At 70.2% G+C, this 20,609-nt stretch carries 17 protein-coding genes; 4 read left to right on the plus strand and 13 right to left on the minus strand.

Going from position 1 to position 20,609, the window contains the following annotated elements:
- Positions 1–89: 89 nt before the first annotated feature.
- The gene (locus BSZ36_RS16595; protein WP_094550978.1) at positions 90–383 is read right to left on the minus strand and encodes a hypothetical protein; all 294 of its coding nucleotides are present in this window, start codon (positions 381–383) and stop codon (positions 90–92) included.
- Positions 384–503: 120 nt separating this feature from the next.
- Here BSZ36_RS16595 and BSZ36_RS16600 point away from each other — a divergent pair, with 120 nt between their 5' ends.
- Entirely contained in the window at positions 504–782 is a 279-nt protein-coding gene (locus tag BSZ36_RS16600) for a DUF4290 domain-containing protein (protein WP_094550980.1), read from the plus strand.
- On the plus strand, positions 779–1,186 hold the full coding sequence (locus BSZ36_RS19075; protein WP_143536942.1) for a hypothetical protein: 408 nt from the start codon (positions 779–781) through the stop codon (positions 1,184–1,186). The genes BSZ36_RS16600 and BSZ36_RS19075 overlap by 4 nt, the downstream gene beginning before the upstream one ends.
- Before the next feature lie 10 nt (positions 1,187–1,196).
- On the opposite strand, the gene ruvC is transcribed toward BSZ36_RS19075, so the two are convergent.
- The 10 genes from ruvC to BSZ36_RS16655 form a co-directional block, all read right to left on the minus strand.
- Positions 1,197–1,862, minus strand: coding sequence for a crossover junction endodeoxyribonuclease RuvC (gene ruvC, locus BSZ36_RS16610; RefSeq protein ID WP_179271240.1), 666 nt, complete (start codon positions 1,860–1,862; stop codon positions 1,197–1,199).
- 20 nt (positions 1,863–1,882) lie between these two features.
- The gene (locus BSZ36_RS16615; protein WP_094550986.1) at positions 1,883–2,641 is read right to left on the minus strand and encodes a YebC/PmpR family DNA-binding transcriptional regulator; all 759 of its coding nucleotides are present in this window, start codon (positions 2,639–2,641) and stop codon (positions 1,883–1,885) included.
- 392 nt (positions 2,642–3,033) lie between these two features.
- Positions 3,034–4,188 carry an alanine racemase gene (locus BSZ36_RS16620; RefSeq protein ID WP_094550988.1) on the minus strand — a complete coding sequence of 385 codons (1,155 nt, stop codon included), beginning with the start codon at positions 4,186–4,188 and terminating at the stop codon, positions 3,034–3,036.
- Positions 4,189–4,306: 118 nt separating this feature from the next.
- Positions 4,307–4,714 carry a DUF4870 domain-containing protein gene (locus tag BSZ36_RS16625; RefSeq protein ID WP_094550990.1) on the minus strand — a complete coding sequence of 136 codons (408 nt, stop codon included), beginning with the start codon at positions 4,712–4,714 and terminating at the stop codon, positions 4,307–4,309.
- A 397-nt stretch (positions 4,715–5,111) separates the two neighbouring features.
- Positions 5,112–5,516 carry an ATP synthase F1 subunit epsilon gene (gene atpC / locus BSZ36_RS16630; RefSeq protein ID WP_094550992.1) on the minus strand — a complete coding sequence of 135 codons (405 nt, stop codon included), beginning with the start codon at positions 5,514–5,516 and terminating at the stop codon, positions 5,112–5,114.
- 95 nt (positions 5,517–5,611) lie between these two features.
- Positions 5,612–7,132 carry a F0F1 ATP synthase subunit beta gene (gene atpD, locus BSZ36_RS16635; RefSeq protein ID WP_094550994.1) on the minus strand — a complete coding sequence of 507 codons (1,521 nt, stop codon included), beginning with the start codon at positions 7,130–7,132 and terminating at the stop codon, positions 5,612–5,614.
- A gap of 280 nt (positions 7,133–7,412) precedes the next feature.
- Complete coding sequence (locus BSZ36_RS16640; protein ID WP_218827718.1) at positions 7,413–8,099, minus strand: YceI family protein; 687 nt, start codon at positions 8,097–8,099, stop codon at positions 7,413–7,415.
- A gap of 218 nt (positions 8,100–8,317) precedes the next feature.
- On the minus strand, positions 8,318–8,752 hold the full coding sequence (locus BSZ36_RS16645; protein WP_245837493.1) for a TlpA family protein disulfide reductase: 435 nt from the start codon (positions 8,750–8,752) through the stop codon (positions 8,318–8,320).
- Positions 8,753–8,893: 141 nt separating this feature from the next.
- A complete protein-coding gene (locus BSZ36_RS16650) occupies positions 8,894–11,740 on the minus strand; it encodes a phosphoenolpyruvate carboxylase (protein ID WP_094550998.1) in 2,847 nt (948 codons plus the stop codon).
- 98 nt (positions 11,741–11,838) lie between these two features.
- Positions 11,839–13,410: a sensor histidine kinase gene (locus BSZ36_RS16655; RefSeq protein WP_179271241.1), complete on the minus strand. Its 1,572-nt coding sequence runs from the start codon at positions 13,408–13,410 to the stop codon at positions 11,839–11,841.
- A 37-nt stretch (positions 13,411–13,447) separates the two neighbouring features.
- On the opposite strand from BSZ36_RS16655, the gene hrpB reads away from it, so the two are divergent.
- Together hrpB and BSZ36_RS16665 are read left to right on the plus strand one after the other, a co-directional pair.
- On the plus strand, positions 13,448–16,177 hold the full coding sequence (gene hrpB, locus BSZ36_RS16660; protein WP_218827719.1) for an ATP-dependent helicase HrpB: 2,730 nt from the start codon (positions 13,448–13,450) through the stop codon (positions 16,175–16,177).
- 93 nt (positions 16,178–16,270) lie between these two features.
- Positions 16,271–16,633, plus strand: coding sequence for a hypothetical protein (locus tag BSZ36_RS16665; protein WP_094551005.1), 363 nt, complete (start codon positions 16,271–16,273; stop codon positions 16,631–16,633).
- Between the two features lie 30 nt (positions 16,634–16,663).
- Here BSZ36_RS16665 and BSZ36_RS19910 read toward each other — a convergent pair whose 3' ends face one another.
- Both BSZ36_RS19910 and BSZ36_RS16680 read right to left on the minus strand, forming a co-directional pair.
- A complete protein-coding gene (locus BSZ36_RS19910; protein ID WP_245837512.1) occupies positions 16,664–17,986 on the minus strand; it encodes a sensor histidine kinase in 1,323 nt (440 codons plus the stop codon).
- Positions 17,987–18,006: 20 nt separating this feature from the next.
- Positions 18,007–20,529 carry a CotH kinase family protein gene (locus tag BSZ36_RS16680; protein WP_094551007.1) on the minus strand — a complete coding sequence of 841 codons (2,523 nt, stop codon included), beginning with the start codon at positions 20,527–20,529 and terminating at the stop codon, positions 18,007–18,009.
- Positions 20,530–20,609: the final 80 nt, after the last annotated feature.

Here is a 20,609-nt window from a genome sequence, read left to right on the forward strand (position 1 = left end):
GGCGCGCACTCACCTTGTAGAGGCGTGCCGCGCGTTCGACCGCGGTGTACAGGAAGAGGACGCTGGCCCTAAACCTCTGTCGCCAGAGGCTACAGTAGCTCGGCGCGGTCGTCCGGGATGGGCAGGACGTAGCGGCGCGCGAGCGCTTCCTCGTGGACGCCAAACATACCTGTCCCGCGGAAGTTGACGAGCACGTGCTGCTCCGTTTCCGCGACCACCTCGCCGATCCCGTAGTACGACGGCGCGGGCCCGTAGTAGACCAGCTCGCCGCGATGCACCTCGCTTTCTCGCGCGCGCCGGTAGTAGGGCGGCACGACGGGGAGGAGCTCCAGCCGGTAGGGCGGGCGCGGGTTCGGGAACGAGGTGCTGGGAGGGGCTTCCATCAGGTCTGAAGACAGGCCGAGCCCGCCGTGAACTGGCGAGCCCGCTTCGGAGTATACGCCGTGCTCCCATCCAGGTCCCCGCCATCGAACGCCTCTGGCGGCCCGTTCAGCCCCGCTTTTATGCAGTACGATCGCCGCATCATCGACCGCCAAGTCGGCCGCAACGCCCAGCTTTTCGCCGAGGCGATCTCCGACCTCAGCACCGCTGAGGAGCGGTTCCCGTACCTCCGCATCCTCGTCTCCCTGGTGGAGAACGCGCATCCGGAGTGGAACCAGGCCCCGCAGAAAGACACCCAGATCGCGGAGCTGGTGTACCACCTCAGCGATAAGTCGCTGGACACCGACGAGATCGCGGCGATCGTCCGTGTGCGCGACGAGGAGCGCGGCATCAACGCATGAGCGCGCCGCGCCGGCCGGCCTCTGGCGATCCCGGATCAGGGTTCGGGACAGGCGCCAGCGCGCTGAAGTCCTGGCTTCGGAACCACCCCGACGCTGCGGGTCCGGGAGGGCGCGGGGATGGGCAGGCGAAGACACTGGCCGTGGCCGGCGTGCTCTGGTTCTGCGCCACGCTCGCAATCGCGGGCATCCTCGCCGCGGTCACGACGCTCGCCTCTGGCGAGACCGCGACCTACGCGGCTGATGTGGACTGGGGGCGGCTCGGCGTGTGGATCGCCGTCTGGCTGGCCGTTCTGAACGTGCCCGTCTGGGTGCTGGCGTGGCGCCGCTCGCGTCGGTCCTCTGGCGCCTCCAGCTCGGGGCCTCGCTCTGGCGCGCGGGAGGCGGGGCGCGAGAGGCTGAACTGACCCGCGGCGCTCAGCGCAGCCGTTCGGGGTTTTGCTCGATAAAGTCCGACCACGAGCGCACGCGGCCGGTCTTGCGGCCCGCGCCAGAGGCGGCTTTCGCGCTCCCGCCCGGCGCTGGCGGCCCGGTGTGGCGCCGCGCGGCGTGGCACAGCGCGATGGCGAGCGCGTCGTGCGCGTCCTCGCTGTACGTCTCGGTAAGCGCCAGCCTCTGGCGGACCATGTACGTCACCTGGTCCTTCGTGGCGCGTCCGTTGCCGACGACGGCCTTTTTGATCTCGGCGGGCGCGTACTGCGCGACGGGCACCTCGCGGTGCATCGCCGCGAGCATCACGGCCGCTTGCGCGCGCCCCAGCTTGAGCATCGCCTGCGCGTTCTTCCCCATGAACGGGAGCTCGACGGCCAACTCGTCGGGGTTGTACGCGTCGATGGCTTCCAGAACGCCCTCGTAAATCCGCTGGAGGCGGATCGTGTGGTCCAGGTCGCCGCTCATGTGGATGGTGCTCGCGCCCAGCGCCCGCTCGCGGCTGCCCTCGACGGTCACCGTCCCGAGGCCGGTGTGCCGAGTGCCGGGGTCGACGCCGAGAACGATCATTGCGGAGACAGTGCTGGGGAAGGGTAGAGGCGCGGGGGCGGCCTCTGGCGCCAGAGGCCGAAGGGAATACCGGGCGTGGGGCACCCCCGATCTCTTCCCGGTCCCTACGAGAGCGAGGCGAGCGTTTCGTCGGTCATCTCCAGCGTGGAGTAGACGGCCTGGATGTCCTGGTGCTCGTCGAGCGCTTCGAGAAGGCGGAGGACTTTGGCGGCGTCCTCTGGCGCGAGGGCCGTGGTCGTCGTCGGGATCTGCTGAAGGCTGGCCTCTGAGGGCTCGATCCCCGCATCGGCGAGCGCGGCCTGCACGTCGCCGAACGCCTCGGTAGGAGCCTCAACGACGAAGACGGGCGCGCCGTCCTCGCTTTCGTCTTTGCGTAGATCCTCGGCGCCGGCGTCGGCGACGAGGAGGAACAGGTCCTCCTCGGTCAGGTCGGCGGCGGGGATCTCGAAGATGGCTTTCTGATCGAACAGGAACGCGACCGATCCCGAGGTGCCCATGTTGCCGCCCGCTTTGGAGAACAGGCTCCGCACGTCCGCGACCGTCCGGTTCGTGTTGTCTGTCAGCGCGTCCACGTACACCGCGATGCCGTTTGGCCCGTAGCCCTCGTAGCTCAGCTCCTCGTAATCCGCGCCCTCGATCTCACCGGTCCCGCGCTTGATCGCGCGCTCGATGTTGTCCTTGGGCATGTTCTCCGCCTTCGCCTTGTCGACGAACAGCGCGAGTCGGGGGTTCATGTCCGGATCGCCGCCATCGCGGGCGGCCACCATCATGTCGCGCGTGATGCGCGCCCACACCTTGCTGCGGCGGGCGTCCGCGACGCCCTTCTTCCGCTTGATCTTCGACCACTTGTTGTGCCCGGCCATACCTGTACCGTCTGTTTGCGGCAAGGTACGGCGGCCTGGGGCGGCATCGCGCCGCCAGAGGCCTCTGGCGCGGCCTACGCGCCCACGAGCACGCGCATGACCAGAACCACGAGCATGGGAACGGTCACGCCGAGAAGCGCGAGCAGAGTCAGGAGGTCGTCGCGGGCGGGGCTGGTCATGGCGAGACGCTCAGGGCCACGACCGTCACCAAGATGACGAGGCTTGCGAGGGCGGTAAGGAAACGGTCGGACATGGGAGCGTGCGGGGCAGTGCACAACGCCTGTACAGAGCTGTGCCGCCGAGCGCCTCTTGCGTTTGGCGTCTCCTCCGGGAACGATTCCGTGCCTCTGGCGCGGTCGCCAGGGGCTGCGTCTCCGCTGCCTTCGACGGGCTTACCGCGCGACGGTCGTCCACGTATCGCCCACCTCGTCACCGTCCAAGACGTGGAGCTCGCGCTGCGTCGCCACGGCCACGCAGGCGTGGTTGGGCACGAGCATGACCGGGTCGCCGACGTCGTAGATGGAGCCACCGGGCGTGTCTACCCATCCGTGCTCCTCGCTGAGCGCGCTTACCGTCGCGTGCGGGTGGAGGATCATCTTCTGGCGGCTGTACAGGACGGTCCCGAAGCCTCTGGCGCCGGGGAACGTGTCGGCGGTGAGCGTTTTCTTGCCGGCGTCTGTGATGACGCGTTCGGTCCCGTCGTCGAAGCGCTGCTTGGAGACGACCGTCCCAATACAAGACAGCGCGCAGTCCTGCAGCGTCGCGGCGCCGAGCGCGACCTGCATCGCATCGTGGAAAACGTACGTGCCGGGCCGGATCTCGGTGATGCGGAAGCCGGCCTCTTCACGGTTGCTAAAGCGCGAGACGCCCGGCGTGGAGCCGACCGAGAGTTCGGCGGTCGCGGGGTCTAGAAAGCCGCCGCTGGCGAGCACGCCTGCAAGGGCCAGCACGCGGTCGCGCTCGGACTCCATCGCGCGGAGCAGGGCGTCGCCGGGCGTTTCCCCTTCCTCGGGTCCGGCGTAGGCGTCGCCGCCGTGCGAGAGCAGGCCGACGAGGCGGACGCCAGAGGCGTCCCGGACCTGCGTGGCGAGCGCGAGCGCGGCCTCGTCGTCGTCCCAGCCCACGCCGCAGCGTCCGTAGCCGGCATCGACCTCCATGAGCACGTCCACCTCCGGGCCGCTCGCGAAGGCCTCCGACGCGAGACGGACGCCTTCGGCGGAGTCCACGCTGAACGAGATCCTCGTGCCGCCAGAGGCGAGCGCCTGCAGCCGCTCCAGCTTCTGCGGCCCCACGATGGGCGTCGCAAGCCGGATGTCGTCGAACCCCGCCTCGGCGAACGCCTCGGCCTCGTCCACGGTCGCGACGGTGATGCCTCTGGCGCCGCGCTCTACCTGGAGCCGCGCGAGGTCCGGCGATTTGTGCGTTTTGACGTGCGGGCGCAGCGCGACCTCCATCGCGTCGGCGCGGGCCTGCATGGCGTCCAGGTTGGCGTGCAACCGCGCGCGATCGATGAGGAGGGCGGGCGTGGGGAGATCAGAGAGCAGCATGTCGCCAGAGGCAGAGGGGAGGATGCCAACGTTACACAGCCGCGCCCGGCTCCGCAGAGGAGCCGGGCGCGAGAATGGGGCCGCCAGAGGCGCGGGCCGCTGAGGCCTCTGGCGGACTCTACTTCACGAGGCGGAGCGTGTACGGGTACTCGTACCACTCGCCATCGAGCGCGCGCACTGCGGCGATCACGCCGTAGATCACCGAGCCGACCGCGACACCGAGCATGGTGAGCAAGCCGAGGCCGAACACGATGATGAGCGGGATCGAGATCAGGACGGCGAGGAGCGTCGAGAGGTGGAAGTTGATCGCCTCCTTTGCGTGGAACGCCGCGAAATCGGACTCGTCACGCTTGAGGAAGTAGATGATGATCGGCACGATCAGGCCGACGCCGATAAGCGGGGAGAGGTGCGCCATCGCCGAAATCGTCCGGTCGCTCTGCTGGACATCGTCGTCATAGAACTCGCGGCCGTAGGTGTCGAACTCGTCGAACTCTTCGGGGCGGGCGGTAGAGGGGCGGGCTTCCATGGGGGGGGAGGTCGGAACGTCGCCTCTCTACGCGAGCCACCCCGCGAGGGTTACGCCTCTGGCGCCAGAGGCCCCGACCGATTCGCCCAAACAAGAGAGCGCCCGACAGGGGGGGCTGTCGGACGCTCGGGTGTCGGGGAGCATAGTGTGCTATGCGAGGGCGGCGGTTGCAAAGCACGCTCAACCCGACACCCCCAAGGTACCGGCGCCAGAGGCGGTGTCGGTGGGCGTTCGGTGAAGAAGTGGGGGCATGTGAGCCTCTGGCGCCGGCACCCACGCGCAGGCCGCGCCGAGACCCTGCTGGCCTCTGGTGCCAGAGGCCCAAACGACACGCGCCCGGCGTCGTGAGGACGCCGGGCGCGGGGATCTGTCAGCCGCCAGAGGCGGGCGGGCCGTTCTAGACGGTGCCCATCGAGGTCCGGAGGCGGTTGCGGGCGCGGTCCAACTCGGCCTGTGCGGCCTCGCGCTCCTCGCCCGTGGCCTCGGCGAGCCGCTGGCGTGCGCGGTCCTCAGCTTCCTTGGCCCGCTGCGTGTCGATCTCCGAGGTCGGCTCGGCCGTCTCGGCAAGCATGATCACGCGGTTGTCCAGCACTTCGACGAAGCCGCCAGAGGTCGCGATGGTCACGCGCTCGCCAGAGGTCGTGGTCACGATGGTCTGGCCGACGCCCGTGGCTGCGAGCATGGGCGCGTGGTTGACGCGCACCTCGAAGGCGCCCTCAATGCCGGGGGCGCGGAACGAGCGGGCCTCGCCGCGAAACGCGGTCCGGTCCGGGGAGACGACTTCGACGAGGAGGGAGGCCATGTCTTTGGGACTAGGTGTGGGGGACTAGGGGCTGGAAGCCTCTGGCGGGACGGCGCGAGCCGGTCCACATTCCGGGAGTCTCCAGCCCCGAGCCGCTAGGCTTCAGCGAGCATCTTCTCGCCGGCCTCGATGACTTCCTCGATGGCGCCCTTGTACAGGAACGCGGACTCGGGGAGGTGATCCAGCTCGCCGTCGAGGATCATCTTGAAGCCGCGGACGGTGTCCTCGACCTTGACGTACTTGCCGGAGTTGCCGGTGAACTGCTCGGCGACGAAGAACGGCTGGCTCATGAACCGCTGCACGCGGCGCGCGCGGTTGACGACCTGCTTGTCCTCGTCCGAGAGCTCGTCCATGCCGAGGATGGCGATGATGTCCTGCAGCTCCTTGTCGCGCTGGAGGAGCATCTTCGTGTCCTGGGCCACCTTGTAGTGCTCCTCGCCCACAACCTCTGCCGTGAGGAGACGGCTGGAGGAGTCCAGCGGGTCGACGGCCGGGTAGATGCCGAGCGACGCGATCTGACGCGAGAGCGTCGTCGTGGCGTCGAGGTGGGCAAACGTCGTGGCCGGCGCGGGGTCGGTGAGGTCATCCGCCGGGACGTAGACGGCCTGGACCGAGGTCACGGCGCCGTTCTTGGTTGAGGTGATGCGCTCCTGCATGACGCCCATCTCCGTGGCCAGCGTCGGCTGGTAACCCACGGCGGACGGCATGCGGCCGAGGAGGGCCGAGACCTCCGAGCCCGCCTGCGTGAAGCGGAAGATGTTGTCGACGAAGAAGAGGACGTCCTTACCACCCTGGTCGCGGAAGTACTCCGCGAGCGTCAGGCCGGAGAGGGCCACGCGGGCGCGGGCTCCGGGCGGCTCGTTCATCTGGCCGAACACGAAGGTCGCCTGGCTGTTGGTGACGGCGTCCATGTCCACCTTGGACAGGTCCCAGCCGCCCTCCTCCATGCTGTGCATGAAGTCGTCGCCGTAGGTGATGATGCCGGACTCCAGCATCTCGCGCATGAGGTCGTTGCCCTCACGGGTGCGCTCCCCGACGCCGGCGAACACGGACATGCCGTCGTGCGCCTTCGCGATGTTGTTGATCAGCTCCTGGATCAGGACCGTCTTGCCGACGCCAGCGCCGCCGAAGAGGCCGATCTTGCCGCCACGGGCGTAGGGCTGAATGAGGTCGATGACCTTGATGCCCGTCTCGAACATCTCGACGCTTGTCGCGAGGTCCTTGAACGGAGGCGGATCCTGGTGGATGGAGCGCGTGCCGGTCGCCTTCGGGGCCGGGAGGCCATCAATGGCCTCACCGACGACGTTAAAGAGGCGTCCGCGGACGGCCTCGCCGGTCGGCATCATGATCGGGCTGCCCGTGCCGAACACCTTGGTGCCGCGGGTCAGGCCGTCGGTGGAGTCCATCGCGATCGTGCGGACGCGGTTCTCGCCGAGGTGCTGCTGCACTTCGAGGACGAGGAGGCCGCTCTCGCGCTCGATGTGGAGCGCGTCGAGGATCTCGGGGACGGCGTCGGCGGGGAACTCGCAGTCGACGACCGGGCCGATGACCTGGAGGACGTCGCCAGAGGCGGTGCGGGCCGGTGCGGGCGTGGGGGCGGCGGTCAGAGTCTCCATCGTGGGGGGCGGGAGGCGGGTCAGAATCCGGGACTGCGAAGCTAGCCCGCCGCCTCTGGCGAGACGGTGAACGGGCGGCGCCAGAGGGGCGAATGTTTTGTGGAGAGCTATGGACGCGAGACGCGCGGATTGACGGCCTCTCAGGCCTCTGGCGTGACCCGCGCGCGGCGCTCTGGCGCATCGCGAGAGGCGCACGGCACGAAAACGGGCCGCCCCCACGTGGGGAGCGGCCCGCGAAGCGGCCACGCGTTGGCCTGTGGCCGGCGCGCGTCGCCAGAGGCTAGGCGTCGACCTCTGCGGTGGCGGCCTCGCCGGACTGCATGTCGGCTTCTGCGTTGATGCGGAGCGTGACGGTGTCGCCGACGAGCGCTTCGCCGACCTCGTTGGTCTGCGCCCACGTCAGGCCCCAGTCCTTGCGGTCGATCTCGCCCTCGGCCTCGAAGCCGATCTTCTGCGTCTCGCCCATCATGGCTGCGCCGATGTACTCGCCCTGGAGCGTAACGGACTTGGTGACGCCGTGCATGGTGAGGTCGCCGGTCATCTCGAAGGAGTTGCCGCCGGTCGGGGTGACGCTGGTGGTGTTGAACGTGATCTCGGGGTACGTCGCCGCGTCGAAGAAGTCGGGCGACTGGAGGTGCCCGTCGCGGTCGCCGTTGCCGGTCGAGATGGAGGCGACCTGTGCGCTGACCATCGCGGACATGCCGCCGAGGCCCTGCTCCGGGACGGTGATGGTGCCGGTGAACTCGGGGAAGCTGCCGTCCACGTTGGAGACGCCGAGGTGGCGGATGCTGAAGCCGAGGCTGGAGTGCGCCGCGTCGAGGGCGTAGGTGCCGGCGGGGATCTCCGCGGTCGCTTCAACGACCTCGGTTGCGCCTTCGAGCGGCTCGGCGGTGTCGGTGTCGGAGGCGCAGGCGGAGAGGCCGAGCGCGAGGGCGCCCATAGCGAGCGCGCGGAAGGAGAACGTCATAGCAAAAGGGGGTGGGTGAGTACCGGAGACGGCGCGCACCACGGCATGGTGGCGTCGGTATTGATACTTGTTGCAACAACATAATGCGCGGCGGGTTCCAATGCCACCCCACGCTGCCAGCTTGCACCGCGCGACTCTCCCCGGCCGTGGTAGGCCTGCCTCTTCGCCGGCCGATCTGTCCCCCCATCACAGGGCGGCCTCTGGCGCCAGAGGCGTGTTTAGCCGCCGAGCGCCTCGCGGAAGCCTTGCAGCGTCTCCGCGCCGACGAGCCGCGCACGCAACGTGCCGTCTCGACCGATGACGAACGTGACCGGCTTGATGGAGTATGCGGCGGCGTAGGCGCCACGGAGGTCCTCCCGCTCTACCCGGGTGTGGCGGTTGCCTGTAGGCACGTCCACGGTCCAGTCGATAATGGTGTTGATGTCCTCGGAGCTCGCGTGGATCACGACGAGCGTTTCCGGCCGCTCGCGTTGGAGGCTGTCCAGCGCGGGCATCTCGCGGCGGCACGGGCCGCACCACGTGGCCCAGACGTTGAGCAGCACGTCACGACCACGGAAGTCGGCGAGTGCGAGAGTCTCGCCGGTCCACACGTCGGTGAGGTCGAGGTCCGGCGCCGTTTCCCCGATGCCTTTCTCGGCGGGGACGCGGCTCATGGAGCACCCCGCGATGAAGCAAAAGAGGGCGAGCAGAACGAGGGGGAGACGAGCCGGCATAGGGAAAGCGGAATAAGGACCGCTCAACCTAACGTGCCGGCTGCCACCCCTTCCTTGCCTAATCGCCTCTGGCGCCAGAGGCTACCCCGTGCTCTGCATGGCCGCGGCGATGCCGTTGATGGACAGGAACAGCGCCGTGCGGAGGTCCGCGTCGTCCGAGGCCTCTGGCGTCTCGCGCCAGCGGCGCATGAGTTCGAGCTGCGCGAGGTTGAGCACGTCGGTTGCCGGGTTGCGGTAGCGGACGGTCGCGGCGATGGCGCGGCTGTCTTCTAAGAGGTCGTCCATCGTCGACACGCGCAGCAGGGCCATCTCGGTCTTGCTCGCCTCCACTTCGACCGTTTCAAAGGGAGCGCCGCTGGCGCCAGAGGCCTCGCCGAGCGCGTTGTAGAGGCGCGAGACGGGGAGCCGCGCGCGGCCCAGCTCGCGGCGGGCGTTGGCGACGATCGCGCGGAAGAACAACCACCGGTCGTGCAGGCCGCGGAGCGTGTCGAGTTCGCCGTCGGAGAGCGCTTCGGCAAAGGCCGTCCCGGCGCCGAACCAGCCGGGCGCGGTCATGCGCGGTTGGGTCCATGCGAAGACCCACGGGATGGCGCGGATGCCGGCGAAGTCCAGCGTCGCGGCACCCTTCCGCGAGACGGGCCGGGACGCGATGCTCAGCCCCGCGATGTGCTCGATGGGGGTGGCCGCGAGGTACCACGGCCAGAAGTCGGGGTGGTCCACCATCGCGCGGTAGGTCTCCATGGAGCGGCCCGCGAGGCGGTCCATGAGCGCGGTGACCTCTGGCGGGAGGTTCTCCTCCGGCTTCCGCGCCGCATCGGCCACAGCCAAGAGCTGGGCGTGGACGATCTGCTCCAAGTGCCGGTGCGCGATGCCGCGCAGCGAGTAGCGGAACGAGATGACCTCGCCCTGCTCGGTAAACCGGATCGCGCCCGTTTGGGCCTCGTTCGGGATCGCGCGGATGGCCTGGCCCGCGCGGCCTCCGCCGCGGCCGACCGTCCCGCCTCGTCCGTGGAACAGCCGCAGCCGCACGCCCGCCTTCGCGCACGCCCGCGCGACCGAGCCCTGCGCTTTGTGCAGCGCCCAGTTCGCCGCGAGGTAGCCGCCGTCCTTGTTGGAGTCCGAGTAGCCCAGCATGACCTCCTGCATGCCGCCTCTGGCGCGGAGGTGCGCGGCGTAGACGGGGTGCTCGAACAGCTCGCCCAAGAGCGCCTCGCCCGCTTCCAGATCCGCGACCGTTTCGAGCAGCGGCGCCACGTCGAGCGCGCTCTCGACGGTTCCGTCGGCGTGGCGGCGCCAGAGGCCTGCTTCCTTGGCGAGGAGCAGGACCTCCAGCACGTCGCTCACGGCGTCGGTCATGGAGATGATGTAGACGTTGAGCGCCTCCTCGCCGGCCTCTCGCGCCACGCGCATGGAGCCCAGCACGCTTGCCGCGCTCTCGCCGAGGTCGTCGGCCTCTCGCGCCAGAGGCCGGCCGGTGAGGAGTTCCTGCGTCAGGATCTCGACGCGCTCCGCCTCACCCAGACTCGCGTAGTCCTCCGCGACACCCGCGTGCGCGAGCAGCGCCGCTACGGACTCCTCGTGGAGGCGGCTGTGCTGCCGGAGGTCGAGCGCGGCGAGGTGGAAGCCGAAGGCATCGGCGCGGACGCGCAGATCCGCGAGGGCGCCGTTTTCCGCCAGAGGCCCGAGGCCCGCGGCGTGGAGCGAGTCGGCAATCAGCGCGAGGTCCTGCCGGTAGCCTCTGGCGTCGTAGTCGAGGTCGTCGCCCGCCAGAAGCCCGTCGATCTTGGCGGCCATGAGGAGCAGCTTGAGCCGGATCGGCTCGTGCTCATTCTGGCGCCAGCGGCGGTCGTCCAAGCGCACCACCTCGCGGTCGGCGTCGATGGACTCGCGCAGGGCGTCGGGCATCTCAGCCTGCCGGTCGCTGACGCTGAGCTCCAGGCGCACCTCGTCGAGCGCGCGGCGGTGGAGGCGGAGCGCGTCCTCGCGGTGCGCGCGGAGGGTCCAGGCCGTGACCTCTGGCGTGACGTACGGGTTGCCGTCGCGGTCGCCACCGATCCACGAGCGGTAGCGCACGATGGGGCCGAACGTGGAGGGACTGGGGTCTGGGGACTGGGGATTGGAAGAATCCTCGCCTCTGGCGCCAGAGGCCGCTTCTGCCACTGCCAACTGGCTACTGCCCCCTTCCTCCTCCCCGTAGGCCTCGCGGAAGGCGCGGCGGAGGTCGCGGTGGATGCTCGGGATCACGTCCCAGATCGTCGTCGCGACGAAGTAGAGGCCGTTGCGCACCTCGTCCTCGACGGTGACGGCGTTGGTGCGGACCTCGTCGGTCGCCAGAAGCAGGCGGAGGCGGTTCATGAGCCCCTCGCGGGCGTCGTCGCGTTCGGCCGGCGTCAGGTCGTCGTCGCCGAGCGCGTCCAAGAGCCGCGCGGCCTCGCCCTGGTGGAGCAGGACCGTCCGGCGCCGCGCCTCGGTCGGGTGCGCCGTGAGGGTCGGCTGGATGTCCAGGCTCCGCACCCACTCCAGCGCCTGCTCGCGGCTGGCGCCCGCTTCTTTCAGCTGGTGGACCGCGTCCGCGATGGACTCGCGGCGCGGGGCCTCTGGCGTCGCGTTCTGCGCTCGCTTCCGGTTGACGCGCACGATCTCGTGCTGCTCCGACTTGTTGACGAGGTGGAAGTACGCCGTGAGCGTGCGCAAGAGGCCCGCGATCTCTTCCACGCTCGCCTCCGCCAGGGGTTTGGCGAGGGCGTCGAAGCCGTCCGTCCCCTTCTCACGGGATTGCGCCAGGAGCTGCTGGGCGAGGTCGGTGACCTCGGCGCCGTAGCGTTCCTGCGCGACATCCATCACGAGGCGCTCGGCGAGGGCGTTGCGGAGCGCGAGGGAGGGCGTGAGGCCGGAATCGAGGGCGGCGGAGAGAGCGGGATCGGACACAGAAGCGCGGAGAAGGGGGCGCGTCCTCTCACGCGCGCCAGAGGCTTCGGGTCCGGGCCTCTGGCGCGCGCCGGGGTGCGGCTCCGGGCTTTCTGTGCCTACCGGCGCTGGGCGGCGAGCGCCGCGAGGGCGGCATCGTCGCGCTCCTGCTCGTCGGCGTGGGGGAGGCGGATCACGAACGCGGCGCCGCCGCCGGGCGCGTCCTCGATGTCGAACTCGCCGCTGTGGCCGTTGACCACGATCTCGTAGGAAAGCGAGAGGCCGAGGCCGGTGCCCTCGCCAGTCGGCTTGGTGGTGAAAAACGGCTGGAAGATCTGGTCGCGGATCTCGGGCGGGATGCCGGGCCCGTTGTCCTCCACGCGGATCTCCACGCCGCCAGAGGCCAGCGCCTGGGTCGCGATCCGTACGCGGGCCTCGTAGGGTTCTTCGGACGCCTCGGCGTGCTTGCGCGTGGCTGCGAACGCGTTGTCCAGCACGTTGAGGAACACGCGGCCCAACTCCTCGGGCACGATAGCGAGTTCGCCCACGGCGTCGTCGAAGTCGCGCACGATCTCGACGTTGAACGACTGGTGCTCGGCGCGCATGCCGTGGTACGCCAGGCCGACGTACTCGTCTAGGAGCGTGTTGATGCGGGCGAGGCGGCGCGGGCCAGGGCGCGAGCGGGAGTGCGCGAGCATGCTCCGGATGATGCCGTCGGCGCGACGGCCGTGCTCGCGGATCTTCTCGGCGTTGGTAGAGAGGTCATCCAGGATGTCGCCGGACGCTTCGAGCGCTTCCCCGACGGGCCGGGACGGGTCCTCGACCATTTCCTCGCGGAACTCCTCCAACAGCTCGACCGAGAGGCCGGCGAAGTTGGTGATGAAGTTGAGGGGGTTCTTGAGCTCGTGCGCGATGCCGCCGGTGAGCTGCCCCAGGCTCGCCATCTTCTCCTGCTGCACGAGCTGCTTTTGCTGCGCTTCCAGCTTTTCGGCCTGGTCCTCCAACCGCGCGTTCTGGTTCTCGACGGCGCGCGCCTGCAGCGCGAGCCGCGTGTTCTGCGTGGTGAGGAGGTGCCGCAGGCGCTCCAGCTTCCGCTTGCCGCGGTACTGCGCATGGCGCCCTTGGTAGAGCGCGCTCTCCACGGCCGTCGCGACAAACGTGACGAGGAGGAGGAACACGAACCGCCGGATTTCGCCGCCGAAGGGCGTGCCGTCTGCGGCGGGCTGGATGGCGAACGCGGTGTGGATGGCCGTGAGGCCCAGGCCGAGCAGGAGGGTCTGGATGGGCTGGAGCGGGACCGCGCCCGCCACGAGGAGGAGCAGCAGCGCGAGCCACCCCGCCGTGAGGTTGAAGTCGCCCCGGAGGAAGTCGTCGTAGACGAGGAAGACGCCGGCCGTGAGCACGAACACGGCCATGAGCACGCGCACGGTGCGGAGCGAGAGGTCGAACCGGGCCAGGAACAGGAAGACCGCCGCGATGGCGAGCACGAACAGCTTGTCCGAGAGCACGTCTCCGAACCCTGCCGCGAGCTCGTCCATCATCGTGCCCGTCGCGATCGCCGAGACCAGGCGCGCGAGCGCGTAGGCGACAAGAGTGAGCAAGCCGAACGAGCCGACGACGCGGAGACCGTCATGAGAGGCGGCCGTGAGGGTCGTGCAGAACCCGACATCGCGTTCCTGCGACAAGGGCATCACGTAACGTGCCCAAAACGCGCGGAGACGACGGGACTTGAGCATAGAGGGGGGCGTGGAGCTAAGGTGCAACGCGCCAGAGGCCCGTCGGTTGTGGGGCGCCTCTGGCGCGGCGACGGCCCGATCTTACGACGTGTCCCGCCCTCCTTCCCCGCTCCCCGTCGACGCTGTTCTGCCAGAGCTTCTGGCGGCGCTGCGCCAGAGGCGGACGGCCGTGCTGCAGGCGCCCCCGGGCGCGGGCAAGACCACGCGCGTGCCGCCGGCGCTGCTCGGTGCGGTCCGGGGACGCATCCTCGTGCTGGAGCCACGGCGGCTGGCCGCGCGGGCCGCGGCGCGGCGCATGGCGTTCGAGAGGGGCGAGAGCGTGGGCCAGACCGTCGGCTACCGCGTGCGCGGCGAGAGCCAGACCTCTGGCGCGACGCGCATCGAGGTCGTCACCGAGGGCATCCTGACGCGGATGCTGCTGGCAGACCCCGGCCTGGACGGCGTTGGCGCGGTCGTCTTCGACGAGGTCCACGAGCGGAGCCTGGCCGGCGACCTCGGGCTCGCCCTAGCGATCCAGGCCCGCGAGCTCCTGCGGCCGGACCTGTGGATCCTCGCGATGAGCGCCACGCTGGACGGGGAGCGGTTCGCAAAACTGCTCGGGGAAGGGGTCAGCGGCCCGTCGCCCGTCGCAAATACGGCCTCTGGCGGCTCCGCATCCCCGCATCCTTCTTTATCCCGCATCCCGCATCCCTCCTCTCTCGCGCCCATCATCACCGCCGAGGGCCGCGCGTTTCCGGTCGAGACCGTGCACCTCGGGCCGCCGCAGGATCGCCGGCGGACGCCAGAGGCCGTCGCAGCCGCGGTGCATCGCGCGCTGAGCGAGGGCGCCTCTGGCGCAGGGACCGGCGTGCTCGCGTTTCTGCCCGGGGCGGGCGAGATCCGCCAGACAGAGGAGATCCTCGCCCGAGGCCTGCCGCGCGACGTGGACCTGCACGCGCTCTACGGCGCGCTCCCGCCCGCCGAACAGGACGCGGCCGTGGCGCCCGCGCCGCGCCAGAGGCGGAAGGTCGTCCTCGCGACGAGCATCGCCGAGACGAGCCTGACCATCGACGGCGTCGTGGCGGTCGTGGATGCCGGGCTCGCGCGGCGCCCGCGGTTCTCGCCCGCGACCGGGATGCAGCGGCTGGAAACTGTCCGCGTGAGCCGTGCAGAGGCCGACCAGCGCCGCGGCCGCGCCGGACGAACGGCCCCTGGCGTGGCCTACAGGCTGTGGAGCGAGGCCGAGACCGCCGCCTTGCAGGACTTCGCGCCGCCCGAGATCCTCCGCGCCGACTTGGCGCCTCTGGCGCTCGATCTCGCGAGTTGGGGCGCCGCGCCCGACGAACTCCGCTGGCTGGACCCGCCGCCCGAGACGCAGTTCGAGACCGCCAGAGGCCTCTTGCGGATGCTCGGCGCGCTGGACGACGCGGGCGCGCTCACCGACCACGGCCGCGCGATGGCGCGCCTCCCGGTCCACCCGCGCTTGGCGCACATGCTGATCGCGTCCGGTTCGCCTCTGGCGGCGGACGTGGCGGCCATCCTGGGCGAGCGCGACATCCTGCGCTCATCCGGACCCAAAGCGCCCGACGCCGACCTGGGCCTGCGTCTCGACGCGCTCCGATCGCGCGATGCGCTGCGGTCGTTCCGCGGCCTCTCGGTCGCCAGAGGCGCCTTGCACGCCGCGCGAAAGGAGGCCGGCCGCCTGCAACGGCTGGCATCCGCACCCAGAGGCCACGCCGACACCCGCGACGCCGGCCGCGTCCTCGCGCTCGCCTACCCCGACCGCGTGGCGCAGCGCACCGCCGAGACCCCGCGCGAGGTCCGCTACCGTCTGCGCGAAGGCCACACCGCCATCCTGCCCGCGACCGATCCTCTGGCGGACCACGAGTGGCTCGCGGTCGCGTCGCTGGACGACCGCGTCGGTGCCGCGCGCATCTTTCTCGCCGCGCCTCTGGCGCCAGAGGACCTAGAGGAATTGTTCGCGGACCAGATCATCCGCGAGAGCGTCGTCGCGTGGGACGATGACGGGGGCCGCGTGAGCGCGCGGAAGGTGGAGCGGCTGGGCGCGCTCATCCTCTCCGAAGGGCCTCTGGCGAAGCCGGACCCCGAGGCCGTGCAGGCCGCGCTGTGGGACGGCGTCCGCGCCCGAGGCCTCGGCGCGCTGCGCTGGAGCAAAGAGGCCACGCGCCTCCGCCAGAGGCTGGCGTTCCTGTTTTTCCACGACGATGCCGCGCCAGAGGCGTCCGGGAAATCAGCGTGGCCGGACGTGTCCGACGACTCGCTTCTCGACTCGCTCTCTGACTGGCTCGCGCCCTTCGCCAGAGGTGCCAAATCCCTCGGCGACCTTGCGCGCGCCGACCTCCACACCGCGCTCGACGCCCTCATCCCATGGGACCGCCGCCGCGACCTCGACCGCCTCGCGCCGGAGCGGCTGCCCGTGGCCTCTGGCGCCAACATCGCGCTGGACTACTCCACGCCAGAGGCTCCCGTCCTGGCGGTGAAGCTGCAGGAGACGTTCGGCATGGAGGACACGCCGCGCGTGCTGGGTGGCCGCGTGCCCGTCGTGATGCACCTCCTCAGCCCCGCCCGGCGCCCCGTCCAGGTGACGACGGATCTCGCGAGCTTCTGGCGCGAGGGCTACTTCGACGTGCGGAAGGACCTGCGCGGGCGCTACCCCAAGCACCCGTGGCCGGAGGACCCACTCACGGCCACCGCCACGGCGCGGACCAAGCGGCGACGGTAGCGCCAGAGGCCTCTGGCGAGGCTACTTCGCCCACTGGAGGAGAGGCCGAACCGGAGGCTCTGTATCCTCCGTCACCCCAAACACAGACACGCCATGAGAGACCGCGTCGCCGTCGCCGGGCTGATCCTGCTCGCCGTCCTGGCGGTCCTCGGTACGTCAGGCGTCATGCTGGTGTCCGTCCTCGGCATGGGTGCGGCCTTCTGGGCGATGCGGTCCGCACCGATGCCGCGCCTGCTCGCCGCCGTCGGAGTCGCAGGGCTCGCGAGCAGCCTTCTCGCGGAGGTCGTCCACACGCTCTACCACTGGCTGATCCCCGCTTCGGCCGGGCCGGGCGACAGCGGCGCGTTCTTCGTCAGCGCCACCCTGGTCGGGCTGATCAACGTCGCCGCCTTTGCTGGTCTGCTGCTCGCGCTGGAGTGGGCGACGAGGCGCGCGGAGTCGGCGCGGCGGGCGTAGCGCCAGAGGCCTCTGGCGCCGGAGGCGTGGTCAGGTCAGCGGCAGACGGACGGTGAACGTCGTCCCGACGCCCTGGGCGCTCTCCACCGTCAGCGACCCGCCGTGCCCCTGCGCAACGATGTCGTGGCTCAGGCTGAGCCCGAGGCCGGTCCCCTCGCCTGCCGGCTTCGTGGTGAAAAACGGCTCGAACACCTTGGCGCGCACCTCTGGCGCCATGCCCGGTCCGTTGTCCGCGACGCGGATCTCGACGCCAGAGGCCGTCCGGCGCGTGGAGACGGTGACCGCCGGCGCGTAGCCCGCCATGGCGCCAGAGGCCCGCTGGCGCACGGCGCCGAGCGCGTTGTCGACGAGGTTGACGAGCACGCGGCCAATCTCCTGCGGCGCCATCTCCGCGCTCCCGGCGTCCGCCGCGAGGTCGAAGGTGAGGATGGGGCTGAACGTCGGGTGGCGCACCTTCATCGCGTGGAGCGCGTGGTCGGCGTACTCCCGCGCGAGGGCGTTGACGTCGGTGGTCTGGAGGTGGCCCGCGCCGCCTCTGGCGTGCGCCATCATGGCGCGCACGATGCCGTCGGCGCGGCGGCCGTGCTCCTCGATCTTGGCGGCGTTGGTCTTGAGGTCGGCGAAGATCGCTTCGCGCTCCTCCGGGTCGGTCTCCTCCTCCAACTCCTCCATGAGCTCCCGCGAGAGGCCGGCGAAGTTGGTGACGAAGTTGAGCGGGTTCTTGATCTCGTGCGCGATGCCGGCCGTGAGCTCTCCGAGTGAGGCCATCTTCTCGCTCTGGATCAGCCGCCCCTGCGCCGCCCTGAGGTCTGCGAGCGACCGCTCCAACTCGGCGGTCCGCTCGGCGACCTCGCGTTCCAGCGCCTCGTTCCGGCGCTGGAGCGCGTCTCGAAGCGTGTCCCCATCCTCGTGGCGCGCGTCCGGCGTCGAGAAGTGCATGTGCACGATCCGCCAGAGGCCGTCCTGACGTTCCAGCAGGTACGAGCTCCGGGGCTGGATCACGTGCGTCACGCCGCCCGCGACGACCTCCGAGCGGATCTGGCAGTTGACCGCGATCAAGTCGGGCCGGAGCGTCCGCGCGTCCACCCACGTCAGGCCAAACGACGCCGGCGGATCGGGCATCGCCGCCTTTTCGCGCTCGAAGAGCTCGCCCATGGCGTCTCGCGTGGCGAAGTACTCGTTGGGCCCCGTTCCAATCCCGGTAAACCCCTCGGCCAGGAAAGGCGCGGACGGTGGCGATGGCTTCCTCCTCGGCGCGGGATGGGGCGGGCATGGCAGCGGGCGGGATCGGAGAGGCGCCCATGCTACGGTACACGCCGCAAAGCGAGTTCCGCAGGCGGCCTCTGGCGCCAGAGGCTCCGGTCGCCGGGGAGCTACCGCGCCACCACCAGCCGCCGCGTCGCGCGGAAGTCTTCGGAGGTCATGAGGATGGAGTACACGCCCGCGGGAAGCGCGCCTGCGTCCAGAGAGAGCCGATGCGGCCCGGCGGCGGCGGGGCCTCTGGCGAGGACCATGACCTCGCGGCCGAGCATGTCCAGCACCCGAACCGAGAGCTCGCCCGGCGCGCCGAGCGTGGTCTCGACCGTTACCGCGCCAGAGGCCGGGTTGGGATACACCGCGCGCAGGGCCGAGGCCTCTGGCGCTGCCGCGTCGACGTCGGTGGAGAGTGCGAAGGTGGCCGTGAGCGAGGTGGACTCGGTGAGCACGACCGAGACCGTGTCCGCGCTCGTCTCCACCAAGCCGGACCAGCCCGCGAACACGTAGCCCTCGTCCGGGACCGCCACCAGCTCCAGCGGGACGCCGCGGTAGAAGATGGGCGCGAAGACGTCGCCAGAGGCCGCGCTGGAATGCGCCTCTGGCGTGCCGTCCAGCCGGAGCGGCGCCATGGGCACGCCCTCGGCGAAAACGCGCCCGCCAGGCGTCGTCGTGAGGGTCAGGCGCGCGGCGCCCACCACCTCGCCGAAGTGGTTGGTGACAAAGCTGCGCATCGCTAGAGGCCGGGCCGTCGAGAAGTCGCGCATGATGCCGACAAGGGCGTCCCAGCTGGGGCCGAACGAGATCGACTGCGGCCAGCGCGTTTTGTGACGCGGCACCTCCGGCGCGATGGCCGCCTGCAGGCTGTCGATGGTGGCGAGCGCGCGCTGGGGCTCGAACGTGGTGCTGGCGTGCGCGGCCATGCGCTGGATAAACGTGTGGCGGAAGCCGTCGTTGGTGAGCAGCCGGCGGAACAGCTTGGTGGACCACGGCGGGTTGGGCCAGCCCGTCCCGTTGGGCTCTGCCGCGAGCGCGAGCGTGTTGCTGTCGTACTGCCCGTTGGCGTTGCCGCCGAAGCCGAAGTCGGTGTCGTAGAGCATCCAGCGCCAGCGGCCGCCGGGCGCCTGCTCCCGCCACAGCTTGAGGTTGTTGCCGGGCCAGTCCGCATTCGCGGAATAGATCTCCGCGACGAGGTAGTCCGTGTACTGGTCCACATCGATGTTGGCCTCCACCTCGGCCCAGGCCTCTGGCGTGGTCAGGTCGGCGGTGTCCAGGAAGTCGTCGAAGGCGTCGTAGTGCTCGGATTGCCCGCCCCAGGTGCCCTCGATGATCTCCACTTCGTCGTCGCTCACGTCGTAGTGGGCTGCGAGGTAGTCCTCGTTCAGCTTTTCGCGCAGGTTGTGGATGCCCCAGTACTCGCCGTTGAGGAACACAACCGTCGGGCGGTAGGCCTGCCCGTCCAGGTCCATGTGGCGCGTGAGCGTCTGGATCATGCCGTCGCGGAACATGGTCCGCCACCAGTCCTGCGCCGAGGAGCGGAGGATGAGGTCATCGAAGCTGTCGATGTCCAACTCGGGGAAGAAGCGGTGCGCGAAGTCCGAGGCGCCGTACTCGGAGCGGGCGCGCAGCGTGAGCGACTTCTGCGGGTAGATCCGGCTGCACCCGCCAAAGATCTGGACGCCGGCGCCCTGCTCCAGCGCGAGGGTGTGGCCGCCCGCGCCGTCGGGCTCGAAATAGGTGAGGTGCACCGGACGCTCCCAGTCTTGATTCCAGTTGACCGGGTAGTCCCGGCACCGCCCGGGGATGCCGTTGGTGCCCTCCACGTAGATGCCGTCCTGGTCGCTGAAAAAGCCCGCCGGATCGGTCACGAGCGAGACGACGGGAAGCGTGCTGCTCTCGTCCACGAAGTACGCCCGCGAGACGACGGGGCTGGGCTCGCGCTCGGGCGCGAAGGCGACGGCGCGCACCACGGTGTTCTGCGCCAGCGCCAGAGGCGCGGTGTAGACCGCCGAGGACTCGGTCGGCGCCGTGCCGTCCAGCGTGTAACGAACGGTCGCGCCGGGCGCCGCGATCTCCGCCGCCGCGCCCGAGGCGTAGAAGCCGCTGGCGAGCGAGAACGCCGGCGGCTCCGCACTTTCACGGATGGGCGCGACGCTGTTGGCGGCCTCTGGCGTAGGCACGGCGAAATAGCCGCGCGCGATGCCGCCGTCGGGGTAGCGGCCGTACGAGACGTCGGCTGTCTGATCGCCAAAGGTGAGCGTGTCGATCACAGCGCCAGAGGCGCTGTAGAGGCCCACGCGCTCGCCGCCCGCGGAGAGCTTAAAGTTGGCGTGCAGCGCCGTCCCGGCCGTGTCCTCGTCGTCCGCCCAGACGAGCAGAAACGCGCCCGCGTCCAGCGTCGTCCCGTCTGGGAAGACCCACTTGCCGGGCTCGTCGAAGTCGTCAGTGATGGACGCGCCGCTGAGGTCCACCGCTTCGCCAGAGGCGTTGTACACCTCGATCCAGTCGGCGAAGGCGCCGAAGTCCGGGTCTTGGAGCGTCCCGCCGTTCGAGGCCAGCACCTCGTTGACGACGACGCCCTGCGCCGCCGCGGGGACCATCGCGCCAGAGGCCAGAAGGAGGAGCAGGGCGAAAAGCTTCATGAGGCGGCGCGCGGTGAGGCCTCAACGTACACGCCGCGTCTTGCCCGTCTACGGCGCTGTGCCGAACCGGCCCGCCTCTG

The organism is Rubricoccus marinus, from assembly GCF_002257665.1.
Lineage (GTDB): Bacteria > Bacteroidota > Rhodothermia > Rhodothermales > Rubricoccaceae > Rubricoccus > Rubricoccus marinus.